The sequence below is a fragment of the Anaerotalea alkaliphila genome (assembly GCF_010179735.1).
In the GTDB taxonomy this organism is placed as follows: domain Bacteria; phylum Bacillota; class Clostridia; order Lachnospirales; family Vallitaleaceae; genus Anaerotalea; species Anaerotalea alkaliphila.
The window spans coordinates 17158-37476 of the sequence record NZ_JAAEEH010000011.1 but is presented as its reverse complement, the minus strand read 5'-3'; the positions used below and the strand labels follow the sequence as shown (position 1 = coordinate 37476).

The 20319-nt window shown below is 62.2% G+C and carries 18 protein-coding genes, 7 tRNA genes and 1 riboswitch; all 25 genes read left to right on the top strand.

Annotated features, from left to right (window positions below):
- The first annotated feature begins 109 nt into the window (after positions 1 to 109).
- The 25 genes from GXN74_RS14845 to GXN74_RS05375 all read left to right on the top strand — a co-directional run bounded on the left by GXN74_RS14845 (position 110) and on the right by GXN74_RS05375 (position 20233).
- On the top strand, positions 110 to 532 hold the full coding sequence (locus tag GXN74_RS14845) for a PspC domain-containing protein (RefSeq protein WP_162369920.1): 423 nt from the start codon (positions 110 to 112) through the stop codon (positions 530 to 532).
- Positions 533 to 569: 37 nt separating this feature from the next.
- On the top strand, positions 570 to 1850 hold the full coding sequence (locus GXN74_RS05490; protein ID WP_162369919.1) for a glutamate-5-semialdehyde dehydrogenase: 1281 nt from the start codon (positions 570 to 572) through the stop codon (positions 1848 to 1850).
- A gap of 23 nt (positions 1851 to 1873) precedes the next feature.
- Positions 1874 to 3316 (top strand): S-layer homology domain-containing protein, encoded by a 1443-nt coding sequence (locus tag GXN74_RS05485; protein ID WP_162369918.1) that lies wholly within the window; start codon positions 1874 to 1876, stop codon positions 3314 to 3316.
- A gap of 95 nt (positions 3317 to 3411) precedes the next feature.
- Positions 3412 to 4170, top strand: coding sequence for a peptidylprolyl isomerase (locus GXN74_RS05480; protein ID WP_162369917.1), 759 nt, complete (start codon positions 3412 to 3414; stop codon positions 4168 to 4170).
- A 5-nt stretch (positions 4171 to 4175) separates the two neighbouring features.
- Positions 4176 to 5093, top strand: a complete 918-nt coding sequence (gene murB / locus GXN74_RS05475) for a UDP-N-acetylmuramate dehydrogenase (protein WP_162369916.1) — start codon at positions 4176 to 4178, stop codon at positions 5091 to 5093.
- Between the two features lie 20 nt (positions 5094 to 5113).
- A complete protein-coding gene (gene rapZ / locus GXN74_RS05470) occupies positions 5114 to 5983 on the top strand; it encodes an RNase adapter RapZ (protein WP_162369915.1) in 870 nt (289 codons plus the stop codon).
- On the top strand, positions 5980 to 6981 hold the full coding sequence (locus GXN74_RS05465) for a gluconeogenesis factor YvcK family protein (protein ID WP_246208606.1): 1002 nt from the start codon (positions 5980 to 5982) through the stop codon (positions 6979 to 6981). Before rapZ ends, GXN74_RS05465 begins: the two co-directional genes overlap by 4 nt.
- A 2-nt stretch (positions 6982 to 6983) precedes the next feature.
- Positions 6984 to 7931, top strand: coding sequence for a DNA-binding protein WhiA (gene whiA, locus GXN74_RS05460; protein ID WP_162369914.1), 948 nt, complete (start codon positions 6984 to 6986; stop codon positions 7929 to 7931).
- 3 nt (positions 7932 to 7934) lie between these two features.
- Positions 7935 to 8192 carry an HPr family phosphocarrier protein gene (locus tag GXN74_RS05455; protein WP_162369913.1) on the top strand — a complete coding sequence of 86 codons (258 nt, stop codon included), beginning with the start codon at positions 7935 to 7937 and terminating at the stop codon, positions 8190 to 8192.
- A gap of 7 nt (positions 8193 to 8199) precedes the next feature.
- Positions 8200 to 8829 carry an XTP/dITP diphosphatase gene (locus GXN74_RS05450; protein WP_162369912.1) on the top strand — a complete coding sequence of 210 codons (630 nt, stop codon included), beginning with the start codon at positions 8200 to 8202 and terminating at the stop codon, positions 8827 to 8829.
- Positions 8807 to 9313: a metallophosphoesterase family protein gene (locus tag GXN74_RS05445; RefSeq protein ID WP_246208610.1), complete on the top strand. Its 507-nt coding sequence runs from the start codon at positions 8807 to 8809 to the stop codon at positions 9311 to 9313. The genes GXN74_RS05450 and GXN74_RS05445 overlap by 23 nt, the downstream gene beginning before the upstream one ends.
- A 136-nt stretch (positions 9314 to 9449) precedes the next feature.
- A tRNA-Pro gene (locus GXN74_RS05440) sits at positions 9450 to 9524 on the top strand.
- Between the two features lie 5 nt (positions 9525 to 9529).
- Positions 9530 to 9600, top strand: a tRNA-Gly gene (locus tag GXN74_RS05435).
- Between the two features lie 4 nt (positions 9601 to 9604).
- Positions 9605 to 9678 (top strand) — tRNA-Arg (locus GXN74_RS05430).
- Between the two features lie 108 nt (positions 9679 to 9786).
- Positions 9787 to 9860, top strand: a tRNA-His gene (locus GXN74_RS05425).
- A gap of 30 nt (positions 9861 to 9890) precedes the next feature.
- Positions 9891 to 9962, top strand: a tRNA-Gln gene (locus GXN74_RS05420).
- Between the two features lie 3 nt (positions 9963 to 9965).
- Positions 9966 to 10038 (top strand) — tRNA-Lys (locus GXN74_RS05415).
- A 30-nt stretch (positions 10039 to 10068) separates the two neighbouring features.
- Positions 10069 to 10149 (top strand) — tRNA-Leu (locus GXN74_RS05410).
- A gap of 234 nt (positions 10150 to 10383) precedes the next feature.
- A complete protein-coding gene (locus tag GXN74_RS05405) occupies positions 10384 to 11142 on the top strand; it encodes a transposase (protein WP_162369910.1) in 759 nt (252 codons plus the stop codon).
- A gap of 95 nt (positions 11143 to 11237) precedes the next feature.
- Positions 11238 to 11873: a flavodoxin family protein gene (locus tag GXN74_RS05400; protein WP_162369909.1), complete on the top strand. Its 636-nt coding sequence runs from the start codon at positions 11238 to 11240 to the stop codon at positions 11871 to 11873.
- A gap of 88 nt (positions 11874 to 11961) precedes the next feature.
- Positions 11962 to 12155: riboswitch (cobalamin riboswitch) on the top strand.
- Positions 12156 to 12282: 127 nt separating this feature from the next.
- Complete coding sequence (locus GXN74_RS05395; protein WP_162369908.1) at positions 12283 to 16401, top strand: DUF4430 domain-containing protein; 4119 nt, start codon at positions 12283 to 12285, stop codon at positions 16399 to 16401.
- The gene (locus GXN74_RS05390) at positions 16382 to 17152 is read left to right on the top strand and encodes a DUF4430 domain-containing protein (protein WP_162369907.1); all 771 of its coding nucleotides are present in this window, start codon (positions 16382 to 16384) and stop codon (positions 17150 to 17152) included. The genes GXN74_RS05395 and GXN74_RS05390 overlap by 20 nt, the downstream gene beginning before the upstream one ends.
- Positions 17149 to 18024: an energy-coupling factor transporter transmembrane component T gene (locus GXN74_RS05385; protein WP_162369906.1), complete on the top strand. Its 876-nt coding sequence runs from the start codon at positions 17149 to 17151 to the stop codon at positions 18022 to 18024. The genes GXN74_RS05390 and GXN74_RS05385 overlap by 4 nt, the downstream gene beginning before the upstream one ends.
- Positions 17997 to 19646 (top strand): ABC transporter ATP-binding protein, encoded by a 1650-nt coding sequence (locus tag GXN74_RS14715; protein WP_162369905.1) that lies wholly within the window; start codon positions 17997 to 17999, stop codon positions 19644 to 19646. The genes GXN74_RS05385 and GXN74_RS14715 overlap by 28 nt, the downstream gene beginning before the upstream one ends.
- The gene (locus GXN74_RS05375; protein ID WP_162369904.1) at positions 19625 to 20233 is read left to right on the top strand and encodes an ECF transporter S component; all 609 of its coding nucleotides are present in this window, start codon (positions 19625 to 19627) and stop codon (positions 20231 to 20233) included. The genes GXN74_RS14715 and GXN74_RS05375 overlap by 22 nt, the downstream gene beginning before the upstream one ends.
- Positions 20234 to 20319 lie beyond the last annotated feature (86 nt).

Below are 20319 nucleotides of genomic sequence, written 5' to 3'. Positions count from 1 at the left end.
GCCTCCCCATGTGCAATCGTGTGTTTCCTACCCATTGTACGGCAAGGCTTTTCAAACTGCAAGGGGAACTTCATGGGGGTCCCCGCCAAAAAAAGGAGAGGTGCCAAATATGGACAAGAAACTCTACAGGTCCCGGAGCGACCGGATGCTGGCAGGCGTCTGCGGCGGTCTGGGCAAGTATCTGGGAATCGACCCCACGCTGATCCGGCTGGTGTTCATCATCATGGTCTTCGCGGGATTCAGCGGAATCCTGACCTACATCATCGCCATGATCGTAATCCCGGAGCAGCCGCTGGACATTCCGGAAGACGATGTGGAAGTCTATGACAAGGACGGAAAAAGGGTCCACGTGGACACGGATACGCAAAAAAAAACTAAACAATTGCTGGGCGGGCTCCTGATCATCATGGGAGCCGCCCTGCTTTTCGAGAAGTTCTTCAATTTTGCAGCCAAGGAACTCTTCCTGGGGGTCGCCATCGTCCTGGTGGGACTGTATCTGCTCCTGGGACCCGCAGGCGGCTCCAAGGAATAGGAAAGCGTCAAAATACAATGAATGAGAGAGGTATGCGATGGACATCAATACAATAGCCAAGAAGGCCAAAGAGGCCTCCATCCGGTTGGCGGCCGTATCCACCGAAGAGAAGGACAAGGGGCTGGAGCGGATCGCCCAGGCACTGTTGGACAGGCAGGAGGAGATCCTTGCGGCGAACCGGGCGGACCTGCAGCGGAGCGAGGAGGAGGCCTTGGGCGCCCCCCTCCTGAAGAGGCTGAAGTTCGACCAGGCAAAGATCCGGGAAGTGGTGGACGGCATCCGGAGCCTGATCGGGCTCCCGGACCCTGTGGGCAAGGTGCTCATGGAAACGGAACTGGACGAAGGGCTGCTGCTGGTGAAGGAGAGCTGCCCCATCGGCGTCATCGGCATCATCTTCGAATCCAGGCCGGACGCCCTGGTCCAGATTTCCAGCCTCTGCCTGAAGAGCGGGAATGCGGTGCTGCTCAAGGGAGGCAGCGAAGCCAGGGAAACCAACAGGATCCTGTCCCAGGTCATCCAGGACGCCACCCAAGGGGCACAGATCCCCCAGGGATGGCTGCACAACCTGGCCACCAGGGAGGATGTCCAGGGCCTCCTGAAGCTGGACGAATGGATAGACCTGATCATCCCCAGGGGCTCCAACGAGTTCGTCCGCCACATCATGGACAACTCCAGGATCCCCGTCCTGGGCCATGCGGACGGCATCTGCCACGGATACATCCATGAGGACGCGGACCTGGAGATGGCCGTACGGGTGGCGAACGATTCCAAGACCCAGTATGTGGCGGTCTGCAACGCCATGGAGACCCTGCTGGTCCACAAGGGGATTGCGCCCCGGGTGCTTCCCCCGCTGGCGGAGAAGCTTAAGGAGAGCAACGTGAAGATTCTGGGATGCCCCAGGACCCGGGCGCTGATCCCCTGCGTGGAGGCCACGGAGGAGGACTGGAAGACGGAATACCTGGATTACACCCTCTCCATCAAGGTGGTGGACAACCTGATGGAAGCCATCGACCACATCAACACCTACGGATCCGGACATACGGAAACCATCCTCACCCAAAGCCAGGAAACCGCGGACATCTTCATGGACCTGGTGGATGCGGGGAACGTGTTCCACAACTGCTCCACCCGGTTCAGCGACGGCCTGCGGTACGGTTTCGGAGCGGAAGTGGGGATCAGCACCAACAAGATCCATGCCAGGGGCCCGGTGGGGCTGGAAGGCCTGATGATCTACAAATACAAGCTGGAGGGCAACGGGCACATCGTCAAGGAATATTCCGACGGCGTGAAGAAGTTCCATCACAAATATCTGCGGTGACCACGGGAAAAAGGAGGTGCGGGATGCGGAAAAGAACAGGTTGGGGCAGGCTGGTGGTCCTAGGGATGCTGGTCCTGGGGCTGCTGTCGACCGGGTCCCTGGAGGCGGGGGCCCAGGCGAGGACGGTTCCGGTTTTCACGGACGTGTGTGAAAGCGACTGGTTCGCGGGGGAAGTCCTTTTCCTTGCGGGCACGGGAATCATCAACGGCTATCCGGACGCCACCTTCCGGCCCGACCGGACCATCAGCCGAGGGGAGTTCATCAAGATTCTGGTGGAAGCCCAGGGGCATGCCACATCCATAGGGGAAGGGACCGGACACTGGGCCTCCCCCTATGTGGAGAAGGCCTTGGAACAGGGCTACCTGGAGCCTGGGGAGTTCGAGGAATTGGACCGCCCCATCCTGCGCAAGGAGATCGTGCTGGCCATCCACCGTGCCCTGGCCCTGAACTACCGGGACAGGAACGAGTTCATCCCCGTAATCCGGGACTACGGGGTCATCGAGCCGAAGTACAGCACGGCTGCCTTGGACACCTACATCGCAGGAATCGTCACCGGATACGGGGACGGCTACCTGCACCTGGAGCGGACTGCCACCCGGGCGGAGGCCAGCGCCCTGACCATCCGGCTGTTGGACCCCGCCCGGCGGGTCCAGCCGGAGACCTTGGAAGAGGCCGTGGCCCTGGGATCCGACCTGGGAATCGGCCTGGACGCAGGCAATCTGGCACCCAGGCTGGGGGAGCCCACCGATTCCTACAGGGAGTCCGACGGCCTGGTGTGGAACATCCATGCCAGGGACTACAGGGACTTCTCCATGGCGGCCGTCCGGGACGGAATGGTGGAGGCCTACTACTTCAACAGCGGCAGCCGGAAGGTGGAGGGGATCGGCCTGGACACCCCCAAGGGGGAGGTCCAGCGGCTGCTGCCGGTGACGGAGCAGGAGAACGCCCTGGTGCTCCAGAAGGGCGGGGTGAAGACCACCTTCTACCTGGACAGCCACCGGGAGGACCGGGTCCAGGCCATCCTGGTCCAGGGGGCTTCCGCCGGCTTCAGCCTCCCATCCACGCCGGAACAGCAGGCCGGCTGGGAGAAGGCCCTCTTCCACATCGCAAACGGGGAACGGGCCAAACTGGGGGGCCCCCCCCTTTCCTGGTCGCCTGCGGCGTCTGCGGCAGCCCGGCTGCACGGGACGGACATGGGGACCAGAGGCTACTTCAGCCACACCTGTCCCTCGGGTACCGACGTGCGGACCCGCCTGGGAGCCCAGGGGGTGGACAGCTCCTACATGGGGGAAAACCTGGCGGCGGGACAGGAGAGCGTCTTCGATGCCCATGCGGGATGGATGAACTCCAGGACGGGGCACCGGGAGACCCTGCTGTCCCCGGAATTCAAGTTCCTGGGCGCGGGGGTCTTCCATCGGGAAGGAAGCCCCTACGGCACCTACTATGTGCAGAACTTTTTCCAATAAGGCCCGTCTGGGGACGGGTCCGTCTTGCAAAAGAAAATGAAATCATGTAATATGGATGGAAGAACCTAGAGAATAGTCATGGATTGGAGAATATAATGGAAAAAACAGTATTGGCTACGGTAGCCGGACAGGAAATCACGAAGGACCAGATGGTGCAGATCATGCGCAACCTTCCCCAACAGCAGGCGATGGAGGTTTCCACCGAAGCGGGACGCAAAATGCTCCTGGAGGAGATGATCGCAGGGGAACTGTTCTATCTGCAGGCGAGGGACAAGGACATGGAAAGCGATCCGGTGTTCCAGCAGATCCTGGCGGAAACCAAGAAGGGCCTTCTCCAGCGGTATGCCATCCAGAAGCTGATGGAGGACATCCAGGTGGAGTTCGAGGAAGTGGCCGCATACTACAACGAGAACGGGAATGAATTCCTGGCAGAAGCCCAAGTCCAAGCCAAGCACATCCTTGTGGACACGGAGGAGCTCTGCAGCCAGGTGAAGGAAGAGATCGCCGGAGGACTGTCCTTCGAGGAGGCGGCCGCCAAGTACTCCACCTGCCCTTCCAAACAAAGGGGCGGAGACCTGGGGACGTTCGGCAGGGGCCGCATGGTGCCGGAATTCGAAGAGGCCGCGTTCGCACTGGAAGTGGGCGAGGTAAGCGCGCCGGTGAAGACCCAGTTCGGCTACCACCTGATCCAGGTGGGGCAGAAGGTGCCGGCGGGCAGGAAGGAACTGGCCGAAGTGAGCGCCGAAATCCAGCAGACCCTCCTGCAGCAGAAGCAGAAGGCCGTCTACCAGGCGGAAGTGGAAAGCCTGAAGGCCGCCTATCCCGTTGCCGTGAACGAGGAAGCATTGAAATAGCCGCCATGGAAAAAAAGGAAATCGGCGGATTGCTGGGAGGGATCCTTCCGGAGGACAGGATCCTCCGGGACGAGCCCATGGCCAACCACACGAGCTTCAGGATCGGCGGCCCGGCGGATTTCTATGTGGCGCCCCAAACGGTGGAGGAGCTCCAGGCGGTGCTGGCCCTGTGCCATGGGAAGGGGATTCCCCTCCAGGTGCTGGGAAACGGGAGCAACCTTCTTGTCCGGGATGGCGGCATCCGGGGGATTGTGGTGGAGGTCTACCGGAACTTCAGCGGAATCCGCTTCCTGGAGGGAGGGAAGGTGAAGGCCCAGGCCGGCATCCTCCTGTCCAAGCTGGCGGGAGCTGTCTGGAAGGAAGGGCTTGGAGGGTTCGAGTTCGCCTCCGGGATTCCGGGAACCTTGGGGGGCGCGGTGTTCATGAACGCCGGAGCCTACGGGGGGGAGATGAAGGACATCCTCCTGGAGGTCCAGGCCCTGGAGATGGACGGGACCCTGACCACATTCCCGGCGGAGGCGCTGGAGCTGGAGTACAGGCACAGCGTCTTCCACCACCGGCCGGCGGTGGTCCTGGAAGCCACCCTGCAGCTGGTTCCGGGGGACCGGCAGGCCATCAAGGAGCGGATGCGGGAATTGAACGCCCAGCGGAAGATGAAACAGCCGCTGGAACTGCCCAGTGCCGGAAGCACCTTCAAGCGGCCGGAAGGGTATTTTGCGGGAAAACTGATCATGGACGCAGGTCTCCGGGGGGTTTCCATCGGAGGAGCCCAGGTTTCCGAGAAGCATTGCGGGTTCGTGGTCAACAAGGGACAGGCCAGTTGCCAGGAGGTGCAGGACCTGATTGCGCACATCCAGGACACGGTTTTCCAGCAGTATGGGGTGCGGTTGGAACCCGAGGTGAAAATCATCGGGGAGCCCTGACCCAGTAAAGGAGATGGCCCATGCAATTCACAGTGATCACAGGCATGTCGGGTGCGGGGAAAAGCACGGTGCTCAAATTTTTGGAGGACATGGGGTACTTTTGCGTGGACAACCTTCCACCGGTCCTGATCGGAAAGTTCGCGGAAATCTGCTTCAGTCCCGAATCAGGCATCAACAAGGTCGCACTGGGCATCGACATCCGGGGCGGGGACGTGTTCGAGGAGCTCTTCAAGGAGATGGACCTCCTGAAGGGGATGGGATACCGGATCAATCTGGTGTTCATCGACGCCCAGGACAAGATCCTGGTGAAGCGGTTCAAGGAAACCCGGCGGAAGCATCCCCTGGTGGACCATGGTAGGGTCTCGGAAGGGATCCGTCTGGAACGGAGCATCCTGGAGGCGGCCAAGAAACGGGCGGACCATATCATCGACACCACGAACCTGCTTACCAGGGAACTGAAGGAGGAGGTCCGCAAGGTCTTCGATGCGGACGGGCAGTACGATAGCCTGATCGTCACGGTGGTCTCCTTCGGATTCAAGTACGGGATCCCCGCCGATGCGGATCTGGTCTTCGACGTTCGCTTCCTGCCCAACCCCTACTATGTGGGGGAGTTGCGGGAGCTGACGGGCAACGACCGGGAGGTGTCGGACTTTGTGATGCAGTGGGAGCAGGCCAGGGATTTCATGGTCAAGTTGCTGGACATGGTGGAGTTCCTCCTTCCCAACTACATCAAGGAAGGCAAGAACAACATCGTCATCGCCATCGGCTGCACCGGCGGCAAGCACAGGTCGGTGACCCTGGCCAATGCGCTGCACCAGGCGCTGGCCCAGAAGGAATACAGCGTCCACATCCAGCACAGGGACCTGGAAAAGGATGCGCACGGCAAATGAGGATAGGTGCACCCATGTGTGAAGATTCGGTAAAAATCGTATGTATCGGCGGCGGGACAGGCCTTTCCACCATGATCCGGGGCCTCAAGCACTATACGGACCAGCTGACCGCCGTCGTGACGGTGGCGGACAACGGAGGGGGTTCCGGAATCCTGCGCCGGGAGATGAACATGCCCCCGCCGGGGGACGTGCGGAACTGCCTGCTCGCCCTGGCGGAGACGGAGTCCATCCTGGAGCATGTGTTCCAGTACCGGTTCAAGGACGGATGCATGAAGGGCCAGAACCTGGGGAACCTCTTCCTGGCCGCCCTCTACGACATGTACGGCGGTTTCGATGTGGCGGTGGAGAAGGCAACGGAGGTCCTGGCGGTGAAGGGTAAGGTTCTGCCGGTGACCATCGAGGACATCCATCTGGCCGCAACCTATGAGGACGGTTCCGAAATCGTGGGCGAGCATGAAATCGTCTTCGTAAACAAGATCGAACGGAAGAGGATTGCGGAGGTCCGGCTCCTGCCCGGCAAACCCAAGGCCTACAGGAAGGCGTTGGAGGCACTGGAGGAGGCGGACCTGATTGTGCTGGGGCCGGGGAGCCTGTTCACCAGCATCATCCCCAATCTGCTGGTGGAGGGGGTCTGCCAGACCATCCGCAAGGGAAAGGCGCTGGTGGTCTACGTCTCCAACATCATGACCCAGCCGGGGGAGACGGACCGGTACACCTTGAAGAACCACGTGGAAGCCATGGAGGCCTATCTGGGGACAGGGGCCATCCATGCGGTGGTGGTGAACGGGGAGCCGATTCCGGAGGAATATCTCCGGCTCTATGAGGAGGACGGATGCACCAGTGTGGAGATGGACCTGGAGGAGGGGAACGGGATGCGGATCGTCTCGGCCCCCCTACTCCAGATCTCCCACGAAAAAAGGCATATCCGGCACGATCCGGAAGAGCTGGCCAAGGTGATCCTCAGGGTGTTCAAGGAAAACCAGGAAAGGAACGGATGAGGATGTCGTTTTCAGCAGAGGTCAAACACGAATTGTCCAGGCACATGGGGGAAGGCAGGCATTGCCAGATTGCGGAGGTCGCCGCGATGATCAACATGTGTGGAAAAGTGCACAAAGATTCCGCTGGGGAAGTGGTCGAAATCAAGCTCCAGACCGAAAATCCGACCGTAGCCAGAAAGTACTTTACATTGCTGAAGAAAACATTTAATATGAATGTGGAAATCGCCGTCAGAAGCAACATGCAGCTGAAGCGGCACCGGACCTACTATGTGCTGCTGAAGGGCGCGGAGGAGACCAAGCGTGTCCTCCAGGCCTGCAAGCTCTGGTCCGGGGAGGGGTTCGTGAAGAGGATCCATCCGCTGGTGGTCCAGACCACCTGCTGCAAGAGGGCGTATATCCGGGGGGCGTTCCTGGCCGCGGGATCCATCAGCGATCCGGAGAAGACCTACCATCTGGAGTTCGTGGATACGGAGGAAGCCCACAGCGAGGCCCTGGTCCACCTCCTCCAGCAGTTCGAGGTGGATGCGAAGACGGTGCTTCGCAAGAAGTACCATGTTGTTTACCTGAAGGAAGGAAGGCAGATCGTGGACCTGCTGAACATCATGGAAGCCCACGTGGGGCTCATGTCCCTGGAGAACACCAGGATCCTGAAGGAGATGCGCAACAACGTGAACAGGATCGTGAACTGCGAGACGGCCAACATCAACAAGACCGTGTCGGCTGCGGTACGCCAGACCCAGGACATCCAGCTGATCGAAGAGACCGTGGGGCTGAGCCGCCTTCCGGAAGCGTTGGAGGAGTTGGCCCGGATCCGTCTGGAGTATTCGGAAGCGAGCCTGAAGGAGCTGGGGGAAATGCTGGGCAACCCCATCGGAAAATCGGGTGTGAACCATAGATTGAGGAAAATCAGCGAGTATGCTGAACAATTGCGAGCGCAAATGGAGGAGTAGCAAATGGTTGAAAAGAGTATTGTCGTCAAGATCCCCTCGGGACTGGAAGCCAGGCCTGTGGCACTTCTGGTGCAGGTGGCCAGCCAGTTTCAAAGCAGCATCTATGTGACGGTGCACAACGCCAAAGTGAACGCGAAGAGCATCATGGGCATGATGTCCATCGGGGTGCCGGAAGGGGAAGAGCTTCTGGTGAGCGCCGAGGGCGTGGACGAACAGGAAGCCCTGGACAAGATCGAAGACTATCTGTCCGACAGAAAGTAGGGCCTTCATGAAACGCATCATCTTTGCCACCAAGAACCAGGGGAAAATCAGGGAAATCAATGAAATCATGAAGGGTTCCGGCTTCTACGTGGTTCCCATGGAGGAGGCCGGAATCGACCTGGATGTGGAGGAGGACGGTTCCACTTTCGAGGAGAACGCCATCAAGAAGGCCGTGGAGATCATGGAAGCCAGCAATTCGATTGTCCTGGCGGACGATTCGGGTCTGGAGGTGGACCACCTGGACAAGGCGCCAGGGGTCTATTCCGCCCGTTTTGCCGGAGTGGATACGCCCTATGCGGTCAAGAACCAGATGATCATGGATAAGCTTGCGGATGTCCACGGGGAGGACCGCTCCGCCCGGTTCGTCTGCGTGGTGGCCGCCGCTTTTCCCGATGGCCGGGTGGCCACCACCCGGGGGACCATCGAGGGGAGGATCGCCTACGAGAGCAAGGGGGACCACGGGTTCGGCTACGACCCCATCTTCTACGTGCCTTCCCATGGCTGCACCACGGCGGAAATGCCGCTGGAGCTGAAGAATCGCCTCAGCCACCGGGGGAAGGCCCTGGAGGCCATGAAGCAGATCCTGATGGAATATGCGGAGGGGATTTTTGAAGATGACGATTTTGGTGATCAGTGACACCCACGGCCACCTGAAGCATGTGGAGGCCCTGCTGGCCCGGAACAAGGGGATCGACAGGATCGTGCACCTGGGGGACCATGCAGCCGACGGGGAGTATCTGGAGGCCCTGACGGACCTGCCGGTGGACCGGGTGTCAGGGAACTGCGACTATCCGGACGGGGAGAACCCCCTGGAGAAGGTGCTGGAGGTCCATGGGAAGCGGATCCTGCTGACCCACGGGCACCTGCGGCAGGTGAAGTACGGTTTGGAGACCCTCCGGGCGCATGTGCGGGAGGAGGGCCTGGACGGGGCCTTCTTCGGCCACACCCATTGCCGGTTCCTGGGCTACGAGGGGGACGCCGTCCTCCTGAACCCCGGGAGCATGTCCCTGCCCCGGGACGGCGGGGGGCCTTCCTTCGCCCTGGTCCAGGTCGGGGAGGACGGAATCCTGCATGTTTCCCTGGGGGAGATGCAGGGTAAAAAGCCGGTAAAACTTTTTTGAAGAAATGGGGAAAATCCTGTTGACAAAACTCCCGGGAATGCGTATAATAACACTTGCGTCTGAGAGATGAGCAGTGCGAAAGCCGGCGGAAAGCCTGTACAGCTAAAGCGGCCCATGGACCTTGTCGCGGTGCAGACGGGGTGTGGCTCAGCTTGGCTAGAGCGCTTGATTTGGGATCAAGAGGCCGCAGGTTCAAATCCTGTCACCCCGACTCATGCGGGTGTAGTTCAATGGTAGAACACCAGCCTTCCAAGCTGGATACGCGGGTTCGATTCCCGCTACCCGCTCTATGTGCCAGTAGCTCAGCTGGATAGAGCATCGCCCTTCTAAGGCGGTTGTCCGGGGTTCGAATCCCTGCTGGCACGTTCAACACATTTATTTGTTTGGTTTTCACAAGATTCACAGGCAGTCGACAACTAACTTCCTCCAGCCACAAGCCTTCGGGAAACAGGGGAAAGGTCGACGAACATATGGTGGGTATAGCTCAGTTGGTTAGAGCGCCAGATTGTGGCTCTGGAGGCCGTGGGTTCGAATCCCACTATTCACCCTTTGACCGTTTTGGTCGGATTATGATTGATGGGTAGTCGCCAAGCGGTAAGGCACAGGACTTTGACTCCTGCATGCGAAGGTTCGAATCCTTCCTACCCAGTTTGGGTCACTAGCTCAGCTGGCAGAGCACTGGACTTTTAATCCAGGTGTCCCGGGTTCGAACCCCGGGTGACTCATTAGGACGCCCCGGAGCATCGGTCGCCTACGCGGGTGTGGCGGAACTGGCAGACGCACTAGACTTAGGATCTAGCGCCTACGGCGTGCAGGTTCAACTCCTGTCACCCGCATTATGAATACGGTGAAGTAAGAACGACGGACTCTCGGGGTCCTTTTTTTGTGTTCGCTTGGTTTGCGCACTTGGGGACAGACCCCAAGTGCGCACCGGTTGCAGGGTATCGTCAGCAGGCATGCTCTTTTGGGGACAGACCCCAAGTGCGCATCCATTGGTGTCAGAGGGCGTGGATTGATGTTGCTCGTCTTTGTTGGTAGAATGGAACCACCAGTGGAGGGGAGGGTGCGCAATGCCTAGAAAACCCAGGATGAAAAGCGAAACGGGAATCTATCATGTGGTCTGGAGAGGGAACAACAGGCAGACGGTGTTCTGGGATGACAGGGATTGCTTGCGGTTCCTGGAGATGCTGCAGGAATACCGGGAGCCATGCGGTTATGCGGTCTATGCCTATTGCCTCATGGGAAACCATGTGCACCTATTGATGAAGGAAGGGCGGGAGCCGTTGGAAGAGGTGTTCCGCCGGCTTGGTGCGAAGCATGTGGGATGGCACAACCGCAGGCATGAAAGGACAGGACACCTGTTCCAGGACCGCTTCCTGAGCGAAGCGGTGGAGGATACGGCGTATTTGCTGACGGCGCTGCGGTACATCCATTTGAACCCCGTAAAAGCGGGAATGGTGGGGTCTGTGGAAGAACATCCATGGAGCAGCTACGGGGAGTACATGTCCGGTCCCAGGATCTGTGAAACAGGTCCCGTCCTGCAACTGTTTGGCGAGGAACGGCAGAGGGCGCTTGCCTCATTCCGCCGGTTCCATGAGGGGGGCAGGGGAGACCGGTGTCCGGTTGAGCAGGGAAGGCGGCAGCAGGATGACAGGGAAGTCATCGGGAGAATACGGGAGCTTTCCAGAGCGGATGACATCGAGAGGATTGGGGAATGGCCGAAGGGTCCCAGGGACAGGTTGCTCCGGGAATTGAAGGAGGAGGGGATGTCGACGGTGCAGATCGCCCGGATACTTGGCATCGGTTTGAGCATCGTGAGAAGGTCTTGATGCGCACTTGGGGACAGACCCCAAGTGCGCAAGACGCCGGCAAGGGGTATAATGTTTTTGTTGACCAGGAAGACAACAGGAAGGAAGGGAATCGCATGAAGGTGATGGCATTCAACGGGAGTCCGAACGAACACGGTAACACGAGGCAAGCGCTGGAGATTGTGGGCGAGGAGCTCAGGAAAGCGGACATCGGGTTCGAAGTCGTCCACGTGGGGGACAAGGTGTTGTCAGGGTGCACGGCGTGCCATGGCTGCATCGGAAAGCGGGACGGCACCTGCATCCTTGGAGACGACGGCGTGAACGGATGGATCGGAAAGATGCGGGAGGCGGATGGAATCCTGTTCGGCTCCCCGGTCCATTTTGCCTCCATGGGGGGATCCATGAAGGCCTTCCTGGACAGGGCGTTCTTTGTTTCCGTCGTGAACGGGAACCTGTTCCGGCACAAGGTGGGGGCCGGGCTGGCGGTCGTGCGCCGGACGGGAGGCTTGCCCACCGTGGACCTGCTGCAGAACTACCTGAACACATCGGAGATGCTGATCCCCACATCCTGCTACTGGAATGTCATCCACGGAAAGGAACCGGGGGAAGTGATGGAGGATGTGGAAGGTGTGCAAACCCTGCGGATTCTGGGGAAAAACATGGCCTGGCTGCTGCAGCTTGTGGACAACGGGAAAGATTCCGTCCGGAAGCCGGCGGCGGAGGAGAAGGTCTTCCAGAATTTCATCCGCTGAACACGCTGAACAAATGCGCACTTGGGGACAGACCCCAAGTGCGCATTTTGCATTGAAAGTCGGCCCAAAGGATGTTATAGTAGAAGGGACAATTGAAAGAAGAACAGGTGATGCTTCCGATGCATATGCGGAAGCAGCGAGGGAAGCCGGTGAGAGTCCGGCACGGTCGCGCCACTGTAAGGGAGAGCCGGTTGCACGGTCACTGGGGACGCATGTTCCTGGGAAGACGCAATCAGGGCAATGAACCCAAGTCAGGAAACCTGCCTGTTCCATTTGATTATTTGCCCACGCGGATTTGGGGAAAGGAGGATGTTTCAAGGATGACACAACCCCCGCTGCCGTTGAACGGTTGCGGGTTTTTTTAATGTCCGGCAATAGAAACCATTGATTCCATTAAGGAGGAAACACCATGAAACAAATACACAAGCGGCTGGCGGCCTATCTGCTCTCCATGATCCTGGTCCTGGGAATGCTTTCGCCCCTATCCCTGCAGGCGATGGAGGCGGGGGTCTCTACGGAAACGTCCCCGCAGCCCGCTGCGACCACAGAAGGGGCGCTGACTGTGACAAGTGCCGCCATCACCATCGCCCTCCAGGCCACGGGCCTGCAGGGCGAGTTGTTCAAGTCGGAAGACCTGACCATCCCCGCCGGGGAGGTTGAAGAGGACGGCCACATCCTGGACAGGCACAGCGCCCTGGGGGCCCTGGCCTATTACTGCCAGGAAAACGGCATCCCCCTGACGGTCGCCGAAAGCGCGTGGGGGATTTATGTCCAACAGATCGGAGAGGACCCGGCGGACGAGTACGGTTGGATGTACTACCTGAACGGGGAATCCCCCTGGGTGGGCGCTGCGGAGCAGATGCTTGCCGACGGGAACGTCCTGCACTTCGGGAACTGGCAGCTGACGCTGTACCTCACCATCGACCTGAATGCCACTGGTATGGAGGGGGACCTGTTCCGTGAAAAAGGTGTGACCATTCCCGCCGGGGAGGTTGAAGAGGACGGGCACACCCTGGACCGGCACAGCGCCCTGGGGGCCCTGGCCCATTACTGCCAGGAAAACGGCATCCCCCTGACGGTCACCGAAAGCGTGTGGGGGATTTATGTCCAGCAGATTGGGGAGGACCCGGCGGACGAAAAAAACTGGACATACTATGTGAACGGGGAATCCCCCTGGGTGGGCGCCGCGGAGCAGATGCTTGCCGAGGGGGACATCCTGCACTTCGGGAACTGGAACCTGGACCTCTACACCCCGGAAGAGGTTCGCTTCGAGGCCGCCGAAGGCGGCTGGATCCAGGCGGAAGGCACCGTGTTGGACGCCCTTCTGCGTTTCCAGCAGCCGGACGGCAGCTTCTGGTGGACCCAGGAAATCGAAGGGATGCCGAAGTTCTCCGTGGTCCAGGTCCTGGGCGCCCTGGTGGACCTGGGGCATGGGGGTTCCCACAAGCACCAGCCGGGAACCCCTGTGGACCTGGAAGGGGCCCCCGGCAGGCTCCGGGAGGCGCTGGCCCTGACGGTGGGCTGGTACCGAGAGAACCACAACCCCGCAAGCTCCTGGGAAGGGCTCACTGCCCTGCGGGCCGCAGGTCAGGACCTGAACGCCGCCCCCTGGGGGACGGACCAGTCCTTCAGGACAACCGACCCGGGATTTGAAGCCGACGCCACAGGAACGGAGCACATCCAGGCCATTTTCCAGCTGCGCTCCGTGGGGATGGACCCCGCCGCAGCCTGGGGAAGACGGAACCTCTACGGGGAACTGGCAGCCCAGCAGGATCCGAGCACCGGCGCCATCGGCGCATATCTGGGAAAGCACATCTGGGCCATGGTGGCCTTGGACGCCCAGGAAGGCTGGGACCGAACAAAGGCAGTTTCCCATCTCCTGGCCAGCCAGCATGCGGATGGGTATTTCGAGGACCTGGACACCACCGGATGGGCCCTGACGGCCCTGGCACCCTACCGGGGAACCGGAACGGTGGACGAGGCCGTCGCCAAGGCCGTGGATTTCCTGGCGGGACGCCAGAAGGTGAACGGAGGCTTCGAGCCCCTGCCCGCCTCTTGGGGCGCCATGCCGGAGAACTCCAACACCAACGCCTCGGTCATCGCAGGCCTGGCGGCTGTGGGGGAATCCCTGCTGCCGGAACAGAACGAAGTGGCGGTCACCGCCCTGGACATCCCCATGGAAATAACCCTTTCCACCGGCGTGGCGGCCACGGTTCTGGTCACCCAGCCCCTGGAGGAAGGGGGCAAAAAGACGGCCATGCTTCCCCAAATCCAGGTGACGGCACACACAGGAGAGGGAAGCACCCAACTGGAAATACCCAAGGGCACCAAGGTCACCGGATCCTCCCAATGGGATGGACGGATCCAGCTGCCCCTGATGCTGGACCCGGCGACGGTGCCCTTCGGGGAAGGCACCCTTGCCTCCGCGGTGGAGGTGGGGCATCCCGGTGGAAGCCTGTCCTTCGACCGGCCGGTGCGCCTCCTGCTCCCCGGGCAGGCCGGTAAATCCGCCGGCTTCCTGCAGTCCGGGATTTTCACGGAAATCACCCGGGTGCTGGAGGGGGACTCCGGCGCAGGGCTGGAAGGCGGTGAATCCGGGAAAATAGCGGTGGGCCAGGACCTGGTGGTCTGGACCACCCACTTCACCACCTTCATCGCCTATGAGGCGCCTGCAGACACGACCGACGACACGAATCTGGACGAGTCTCCGAACGACACCGGATCCACCGGCGGGGGGACCACTTCCGGGGGAAGCCAGGCCAGCCTGACGGTCCGTGGCCTGGGAGGGAAAACCATCCTGAGCGCCACCCAGCACACCGTGGAGGCGGGCGAGACCGTCCTTTCCTTCACGGAAAAGGTGCTGGCGGATCGGGGCATCCCCTACCAGGTCCAGGGCGGCTACGTCCGTTCCATCGACGGCCTGGCGGAATTCGACCATGGACCCGAAAGCGGCTGGATGTTCTCCGTGAACACAGCCTATCCCCAGACCGGCGCCAGCGCCACCCGGGTGCGGTCAGGGGACAGCATCCGCTGGAGTTACACCGCCGACCTGGGTGTGGACCTGGGAGCCACCTCCAAGGTGACCGCCACGGAAGAAACGGCCGCCGGGCTGGCGCTGGAAGAGGTCCGCAAGGGTGCCGTGGCCTGGATCCTGGCCAACCGGGACTTCCGGATCCACGACAACTTCGCCGACTGGGACGCCCTGGCCCTGGCCCGCAGCAAGGAGACGGTGCCCGCAGCCTACGGGACCGCCCTGCAGGCCCTCCTGGAGGAAACCGGAGGGGACTTCCGGCTGGTCACGGACCAGGCCCGGATCCTGCTGGCTGCCACGGCCCTGGGCCAGGACCCCCAGGACCTCTTCGGCCATGACCTGCTGGCGAAGACGCTGGCAAACGGCAACATGCTCCTCCAAGGAGTGAACGGCCCCATCCACGCCCTCCTGGCGCTGGATTCCGGGACGTTTGCGGAACCCGCCGGCGCCCTGTGGACCCGGGAGAAGCTCCTGGGGGAAATCCTGAAGGCGCAAAAAACAGCCGGCGGCTGGGCCCTGGACCAGGACCCGGCTGCCCCCGGGGACATCGACCTGACCGCCATGGCCCTCACGGCCCTGGCTCCCTACCGGGACCAAGAGGCGGTGGACCGGGCGACAGAAGAGGCGTTGGCCTGGCTTGATCTCCAGACCTTCGGGAACAGCGAAAGCGCCGCCCAGACCATCCTGGCCCTGACAACCCTGGGCCAGGACCCGTCGGAGATGGACCTGCTCACCATCCTGCTGGCCTACCGCCAGGAGGATGGCGGCTTCGCCCACGGCGGGGACGGCGGCAGCGACCCCATCGCCACCCAGCAGGCCCTCATGGCCCTGGAGGCATACAGGCGTTTCCAGGAAGGGGAGCCCGCATTCTACCACATGGCGGACGCGGCGGCCGACCCGCTGCTAGCCATCCGTTTCGCGGACGGGGACCAGGTGTCCCCCTGGGCCATGGAAGCCATGAAGAAGGCTGTTGCCTACGGCCTGATGGACGGGGTCAGCCAAGAAGAACTGCGCATGGCCCCCAAACGGACCCTAACCCGGGCGGAATACGCCACCCTCCTGGCCCGCATGTACGGCCTGGAACCCCTGGAGTCCGCGGCGCCCGCCTTCGGGGACGTAACCCCCGGAGACTGGCACTACGGCTGGGTCATGACGGCCCGGGACCAGGGCTTTATGCAAGGCGTGGGACAGGACCGCTTCGAGCCCCAGCGGGCCATCACCCGCCAGGAAATGGCCGTGGTCCTGGAGAACGCCCTGGGACTGGAAGCCCTGGAATCCCCGGAAGCCATGGCGGCCCCGACGGACATTGCGGAAGCGGCGGACTGGGCACGGACCTCCGTGCAGCTGGCCTACCACCACGGACTGATGCTGGGGGATGGACAGCGGTTCGAACCCGCCGGCGCCCTCACCAGGGAAATGGCCGCGGTGGTACTGGTCCGCGTGTATGAGAACCATCTGGAAGGAGGCGCAGACATCCATGCGGAAACTGAAAACTAAGGCGCAGGGAGCTTTTCTGGCCCTGCTCCTGGTGCTGCTGGTCCTGACAGGATGCAGCGGCACCTCCCCTCCCCAAGGGGACTCCGGAAAAAACGGCCCCCTCCCCACGGAGGAATCCGCAGCGGAAAGCACCCGGCCGGAACCTGGGGAAGATACGGAAACGGAAACGCAAACGGAAACGCAAACGGAAACAGAAGCGGGAGCATCCCCGGACGCGCCCGGGAATCCCGCCCAAGATGCGGCGGACGGAAACACGGCGGACGGAAACACGGCAGACGGGAAAACGGAAACAGGAGACCCGGCGCAGGAGAACACAGGGGCCGCAAACGACCCGGACACCACGGCCCAGCCGGAACCCAAAGCGCCGGACACCACTGCCGCAAACAGCCCGGAACCCACAACCCAACCCACGGTGACGATCACCATCCAGGGGCCGGTGGGGACACCTCCCCTGCGCACGGCGGCCCCGGTGGCCCTCCGGCAGGGGGACACCGTCCTGGACCTGCTCCAACGGATGGCCAAGGAACAAAGGCTCCACCTGTCCGTCCGGGGGAGCGGCAGGGCGGGCTACGTGGAGGCCATCGACAACCTGTATGAATTCGACCAGGGGCCGGGCAGCGGCTGGATGTACAGCGTGAACGGCGCCTTCCCGGACCGGAGCTCCGGGGAATGGGAGCCGGAGGACGGGGATACCGTCGTATGGTGGTACACCCTGGACGCCGGAAAGGACGTCCGGGAGGCCCAGCCGTGACCGGCGGCTTCCGGAGCCTCCACCCCCTTGCAGCCGCCCTGTATTTTTCCGGACTGGTCCTCTTCGTGATGTGGCTGGTCCATCCCGCCTACCTGCTGGCGGCCGGCGGCTGCCTCCTCCTGCTGCACCTGCAGCTGGACGGGGGGGCGGCCCTGGGCAAGGCTTGGAAGGGCTATCTGGCCATGGGGGCCCTGGTGGCCCTGGCCAACCCCCTGGTCTCCACCCGGGGGGCCACCATCCTGGGCTATCTGGGGAACCGGCCGGTGACCCTGGAATCCTGCGTCTACGGCCTCCTCTTCGGCCTGACCCTCTCGGTCATGCTCCTGGGCTTCGGGGCGGCCCGGCAGGTGATCACCCTGGACAGGTTCCTGTACCTGACCGGGACGGGGCTCCCCCGGACGGCCTTCGTGATCGTCATGGTCCTCCGGCTGGTCCCCCTGCTGAAGCGCCGCCTGCGGGAAATCGCCGCCGCGGCCAAGACCCAGGGCAGGCTGGGGGGAGGGAAGAGGACCGCCCGGATCCGGGAGGCCATGGAACTCCTCAACACCCTGGTTGTCTGGACCCTGGAGGAATCCCTCCACATGGCGGTTGCCATGCGGGCCAGCGGCTACGGGAGCGGCCCCCGGAGCACCTTCGCCGCCTACCGGATGGAAGGCAGGGACAAGGGGGTGCTGGTCCTGCTGGGGGGGCTGGCCCTCCCGATCCTGGCCGGAAGCCTGTGGGGACGAGGACAGATGGTTTTCTACCCCCTCCTTTCCGGTCTGGAACTGCACCTCCCCCACTATGGGGCATTCCTGTTCTGGTGCGCCCTTCCCATCCTCATGAACATAGGAGAGACCCTACAATGGCAGATTATCAAATCCAAAACCTAAGCTTCCGGTATCCTGGAGAGACGGAGCCCGCCCTGGACGGGGTGGATCTGGACGTGCGCTCCGGGGACTTCGTCCTCATCGGCGGCCCCACGGGCTCCGGGAAGACCACCCTGCTCCGGCTGCTGAAGCCCCAGGTCCAGGCCGCGGGCCAACGGGAGGGGACCGTCCTCTACAACGGGAACCGGCTGGAGGACCTGGACCTCCGGACGGCGGCGGAGGAGATCGGGATGATCTTCCAGAACCCGGACAACCAGATCGTGATGCACACCGTGTGGCAGCAGCTCTGCTTCGGCATGGAGAACCTGGGCTACCCCACATCCCTCATGCAGAAACGCATGGCTGAAGTGGTCCCTTTTTTCGGGATGGAGTCCTGGCTGCACCAGCCGGTGGAGACCCTCTCCGGGGGGCAGAAGCAGCAGCTCAACCTGGCTGCGGTGATGATGCTCCGGCCCAAGGTGCTGCTCCTGGACGAGCCCACCGCCCAGCTGGACCCCATCGCCGCCAGCGCCTTCACCGACCTGCTGACGCGCATCAACCAGGAGCTCTCCGTCACGGTGATCCTCTGCGAACACCGGCTGGAGGCCCTTTTTCCCCGGGCGAACCAGGTGCTGCTCATGGAGGCGGGACGGATCGTCCACCAGGGAAAGGCGGAGACGGTTGTCCGCCAGGTCTGGGAGGCAAAAGCCCCCGGATTCGCCCCCTACCTTCCCGCAATCAGCCGCCTCTACCTCCAGATGGAGGCGGACCGGAAGGAGGGCCCCGTCCCCCTGACCGTGAAGGCCGGGAAACGCTGGTTCGACCGCTACTGGGTCCGGCGGCCCGGCGTCTTCGGGGAAAGGCCGGAGGGCATCCGGGGGGAGGCGCCCAAGGAGGAACCCCTCCTCCAGTGCCGGGACCTGCATTTCCAGTACGGGAAAAAAGGGCCCCAGGTCCTGCAGAAGGTCTCCTTCACCCTCCATCCCCGGGAGTTCTTCGTGCTCCTGGGCGGGAACGGGGCGGGCAAGTCCACCCTGCTGCAGGTGCTGGCCGGGGTCCTGAAGCACCAGGGGGGGAAGCTGAAGACCCGCCTGGCTCCAGGGGACATCGGCTATGTGGGGCAGAACCCCCTGGCCTACTTCACCCGGGAGACGGTGCGGGAACAGCTGGAGGACCGGGCGAAGTCCCTGGACCTTGGGGACCGGGAGCGGATGGATGCCCTTGTCCGCCTCTTCCGGCTGGAGCCGGTCCTGGACAAGCACCCCTTCGACATCAGCGGCGGGCAGCAGCAGCAGCTGGTCCTGGCCCTGGTGCTCCTGGCAGACCCGGCGCTGGTCCTCATGGACGAGCCCACCAAGGGCCTGGACCCCACGGCCAAGCAGGCCCTGGCCGGATGGCTGGGACAGCTCCTGGAAAAGGGGAAGACGATCCTGATGGTGAGCCACGACATCGAGTTCGCCGCAGCCCATGCCCACAGGTGCGGCCTGCTTTTTGACGGAGGCCTTTTGGCCGTGGCGGAGCCCTCCGTCTTCTTCACCGAAAACTACTACTACACGACCATGGTCCACCGGACGGTGCGGGAGCATCTGCCGGAGGAGGTCACGGAGGAGGGGGTGTTGGCGCGATGGGCCATTACCTCCCCATAAGCTTCCTCCTGGTGGTGCTCTCCATCCTGCCCTTCTACCTCCGGTTCGAGCGGCGGAACATGAAGGCCGAGGAGATCGTGCTGGTGGCCTCCCTGGCGGCCCTGGGGGCCATGGGACGGGTGCCCTTCGCCGCCATCCCGGGGGTCCAGCCCACCTCCTTCATCGTCATCATGGCGGGGCTGACCCTGGGGGCCGAGTCCGGCTTCGTCATCGGAAGCACCGCCGCCATCGTGTCCAACCTGTTCCTGGGCCAGGGACCATGGACCCCCTGGCAGATGCTGGCCTGGGGGTCCATGGGGCTGGCGGCGGGGCTCCTGCGGCGGCTCCCCTGGATGCACAGGCCCTGGGGAAGGGCCGCCTTCGGCTTCGTCTGGGGCTTCCTCTACGGATGGATCATGAACCTTTGGTTCGTCCTGGGCTTCCTGCATCCCCTCAGCTGGCAGGCATTTGCGGGGGCCTTCGCCGCCAGCGCCTACTTCGACCTCTCCCATGCATTGGCCAACGCCACCTTCCTGCTGCTCTTCGGAGGGAAGTGGTCCCGGATTCTTGGGCGGGTGGTCAGGAAGTTCGGCCTGCTGGGGGAGTGACCGGTAATCGTTGACAATGCGCACTTGGGGACAGACCCCAAGTGCGCATTGTTTACTTTAGAAAAACAAAAGTTGACAATCTTCCC

Coding starts and splice junctions, on each gene's coding strand:
- GXN74_RS14845 (WP_162369920.1), top strand. CDS start 110: ATGGACAAGAAACTCTACAGGTCCCGGAGCGACCGGATGCTGGCAGGC.
- GXN74_RS05490 (WP_162369919.1), top strand. CDS start 570: ATGGACATCAATACAATAGCCAAGAAGGCCAAAGAGGCCTCCATCCGG.
- GXN74_RS05485 (WP_162369918.1), top strand. CDS start 1,874: ATGCGGAAAAGAACAGGTTGGGGCAGGCTGGTGGTCCTAGGGATGCTG.
- GXN74_RS05480 (WP_162369917.1), top strand. CDS start 3,412: ATGGAAAAAACAGTATTGGCTACGGTAGCCGGACAGGAAATCACGAAG.
- murB (WP_162369916.1), top strand. CDS start 4,176: ATGGAAAAAAAGGAAATCGGCGGATTGCTGGGAGGGATCCTTCCGGAG.
- rapZ (WP_162369915.1), top strand. CDS start 5,114: ATGCAATTCACAGTGATCACAGGCATGTCGGGTGCGGGGAAAAGCACG.
- GXN74_RS05465 (WP_246208606.1), top strand. CDS start 5,980: ATGAGGATAGGTGCACCCATGTGTGAAGATTCGGTAAAAATCGTATGT.
- whiA (WP_162369914.1), top strand. CDS start 6,984: ATGTCGTTTTCAGCAGAGGTCAAACACGAATTGTCCAGGCACATGGGG.
- GXN74_RS05455 (WP_162369913.1), top strand. CDS start 7,935: ATGGTTGAAAAGAGTATTGTCGTCAAGATCCCCTCGGGACTGGAAGCC.
- GXN74_RS05450 (WP_162369912.1), top strand. CDS start 8,200: ATGAAACGCATCATCTTTGCCACCAAGAACCAGGGGAAAATCAGGGAA.
- GXN74_RS05445 (WP_246208610.1), top strand. CDS start 8,807: ATGACGATTTTGGTGATCAGTGACACCCACGGCCACCTGAAGCATGTG.
- GXN74_RS05405 (WP_162369910.1), top strand. CDS start 10,384: ATGCCTAGAAAACCCAGGATGAAAAGCGAAACGGGAATCTATCATGTG.
- GXN74_RS05400 (WP_162369909.1), top strand. CDS start 11,238: ATGAAGGTGATGGCATTCAACGGGAGTCCGAACGAACACGGTAACACG.
- GXN74_RS05395 (WP_162369908.1), top strand. CDS start 12,283: ATGAAACAAATACACAAGCGGCTGGCGGCCTATCTGCTCTCCATGATC.
- GXN74_RS05390 (WP_162369907.1), top strand. CDS start 16,382: ATGCGGAAACTGAAAACTAAGGCGCAGGGAGCTTTTCTGGCCCTGCTC.
- GXN74_RS14715 (WP_162369905.1), top strand. CDS start 17,997: ATGGCAGATTATCAAATCCAAAACCTAAGCTTCCGGTATCCTGGAGAG.
- GXN74_RS05375 (WP_162369904.1), top strand. CDS start 19,625: ATGGGCCATTACCTCCCCATAAGCTTCCTCCTGGTGGTGCTCTCCATC.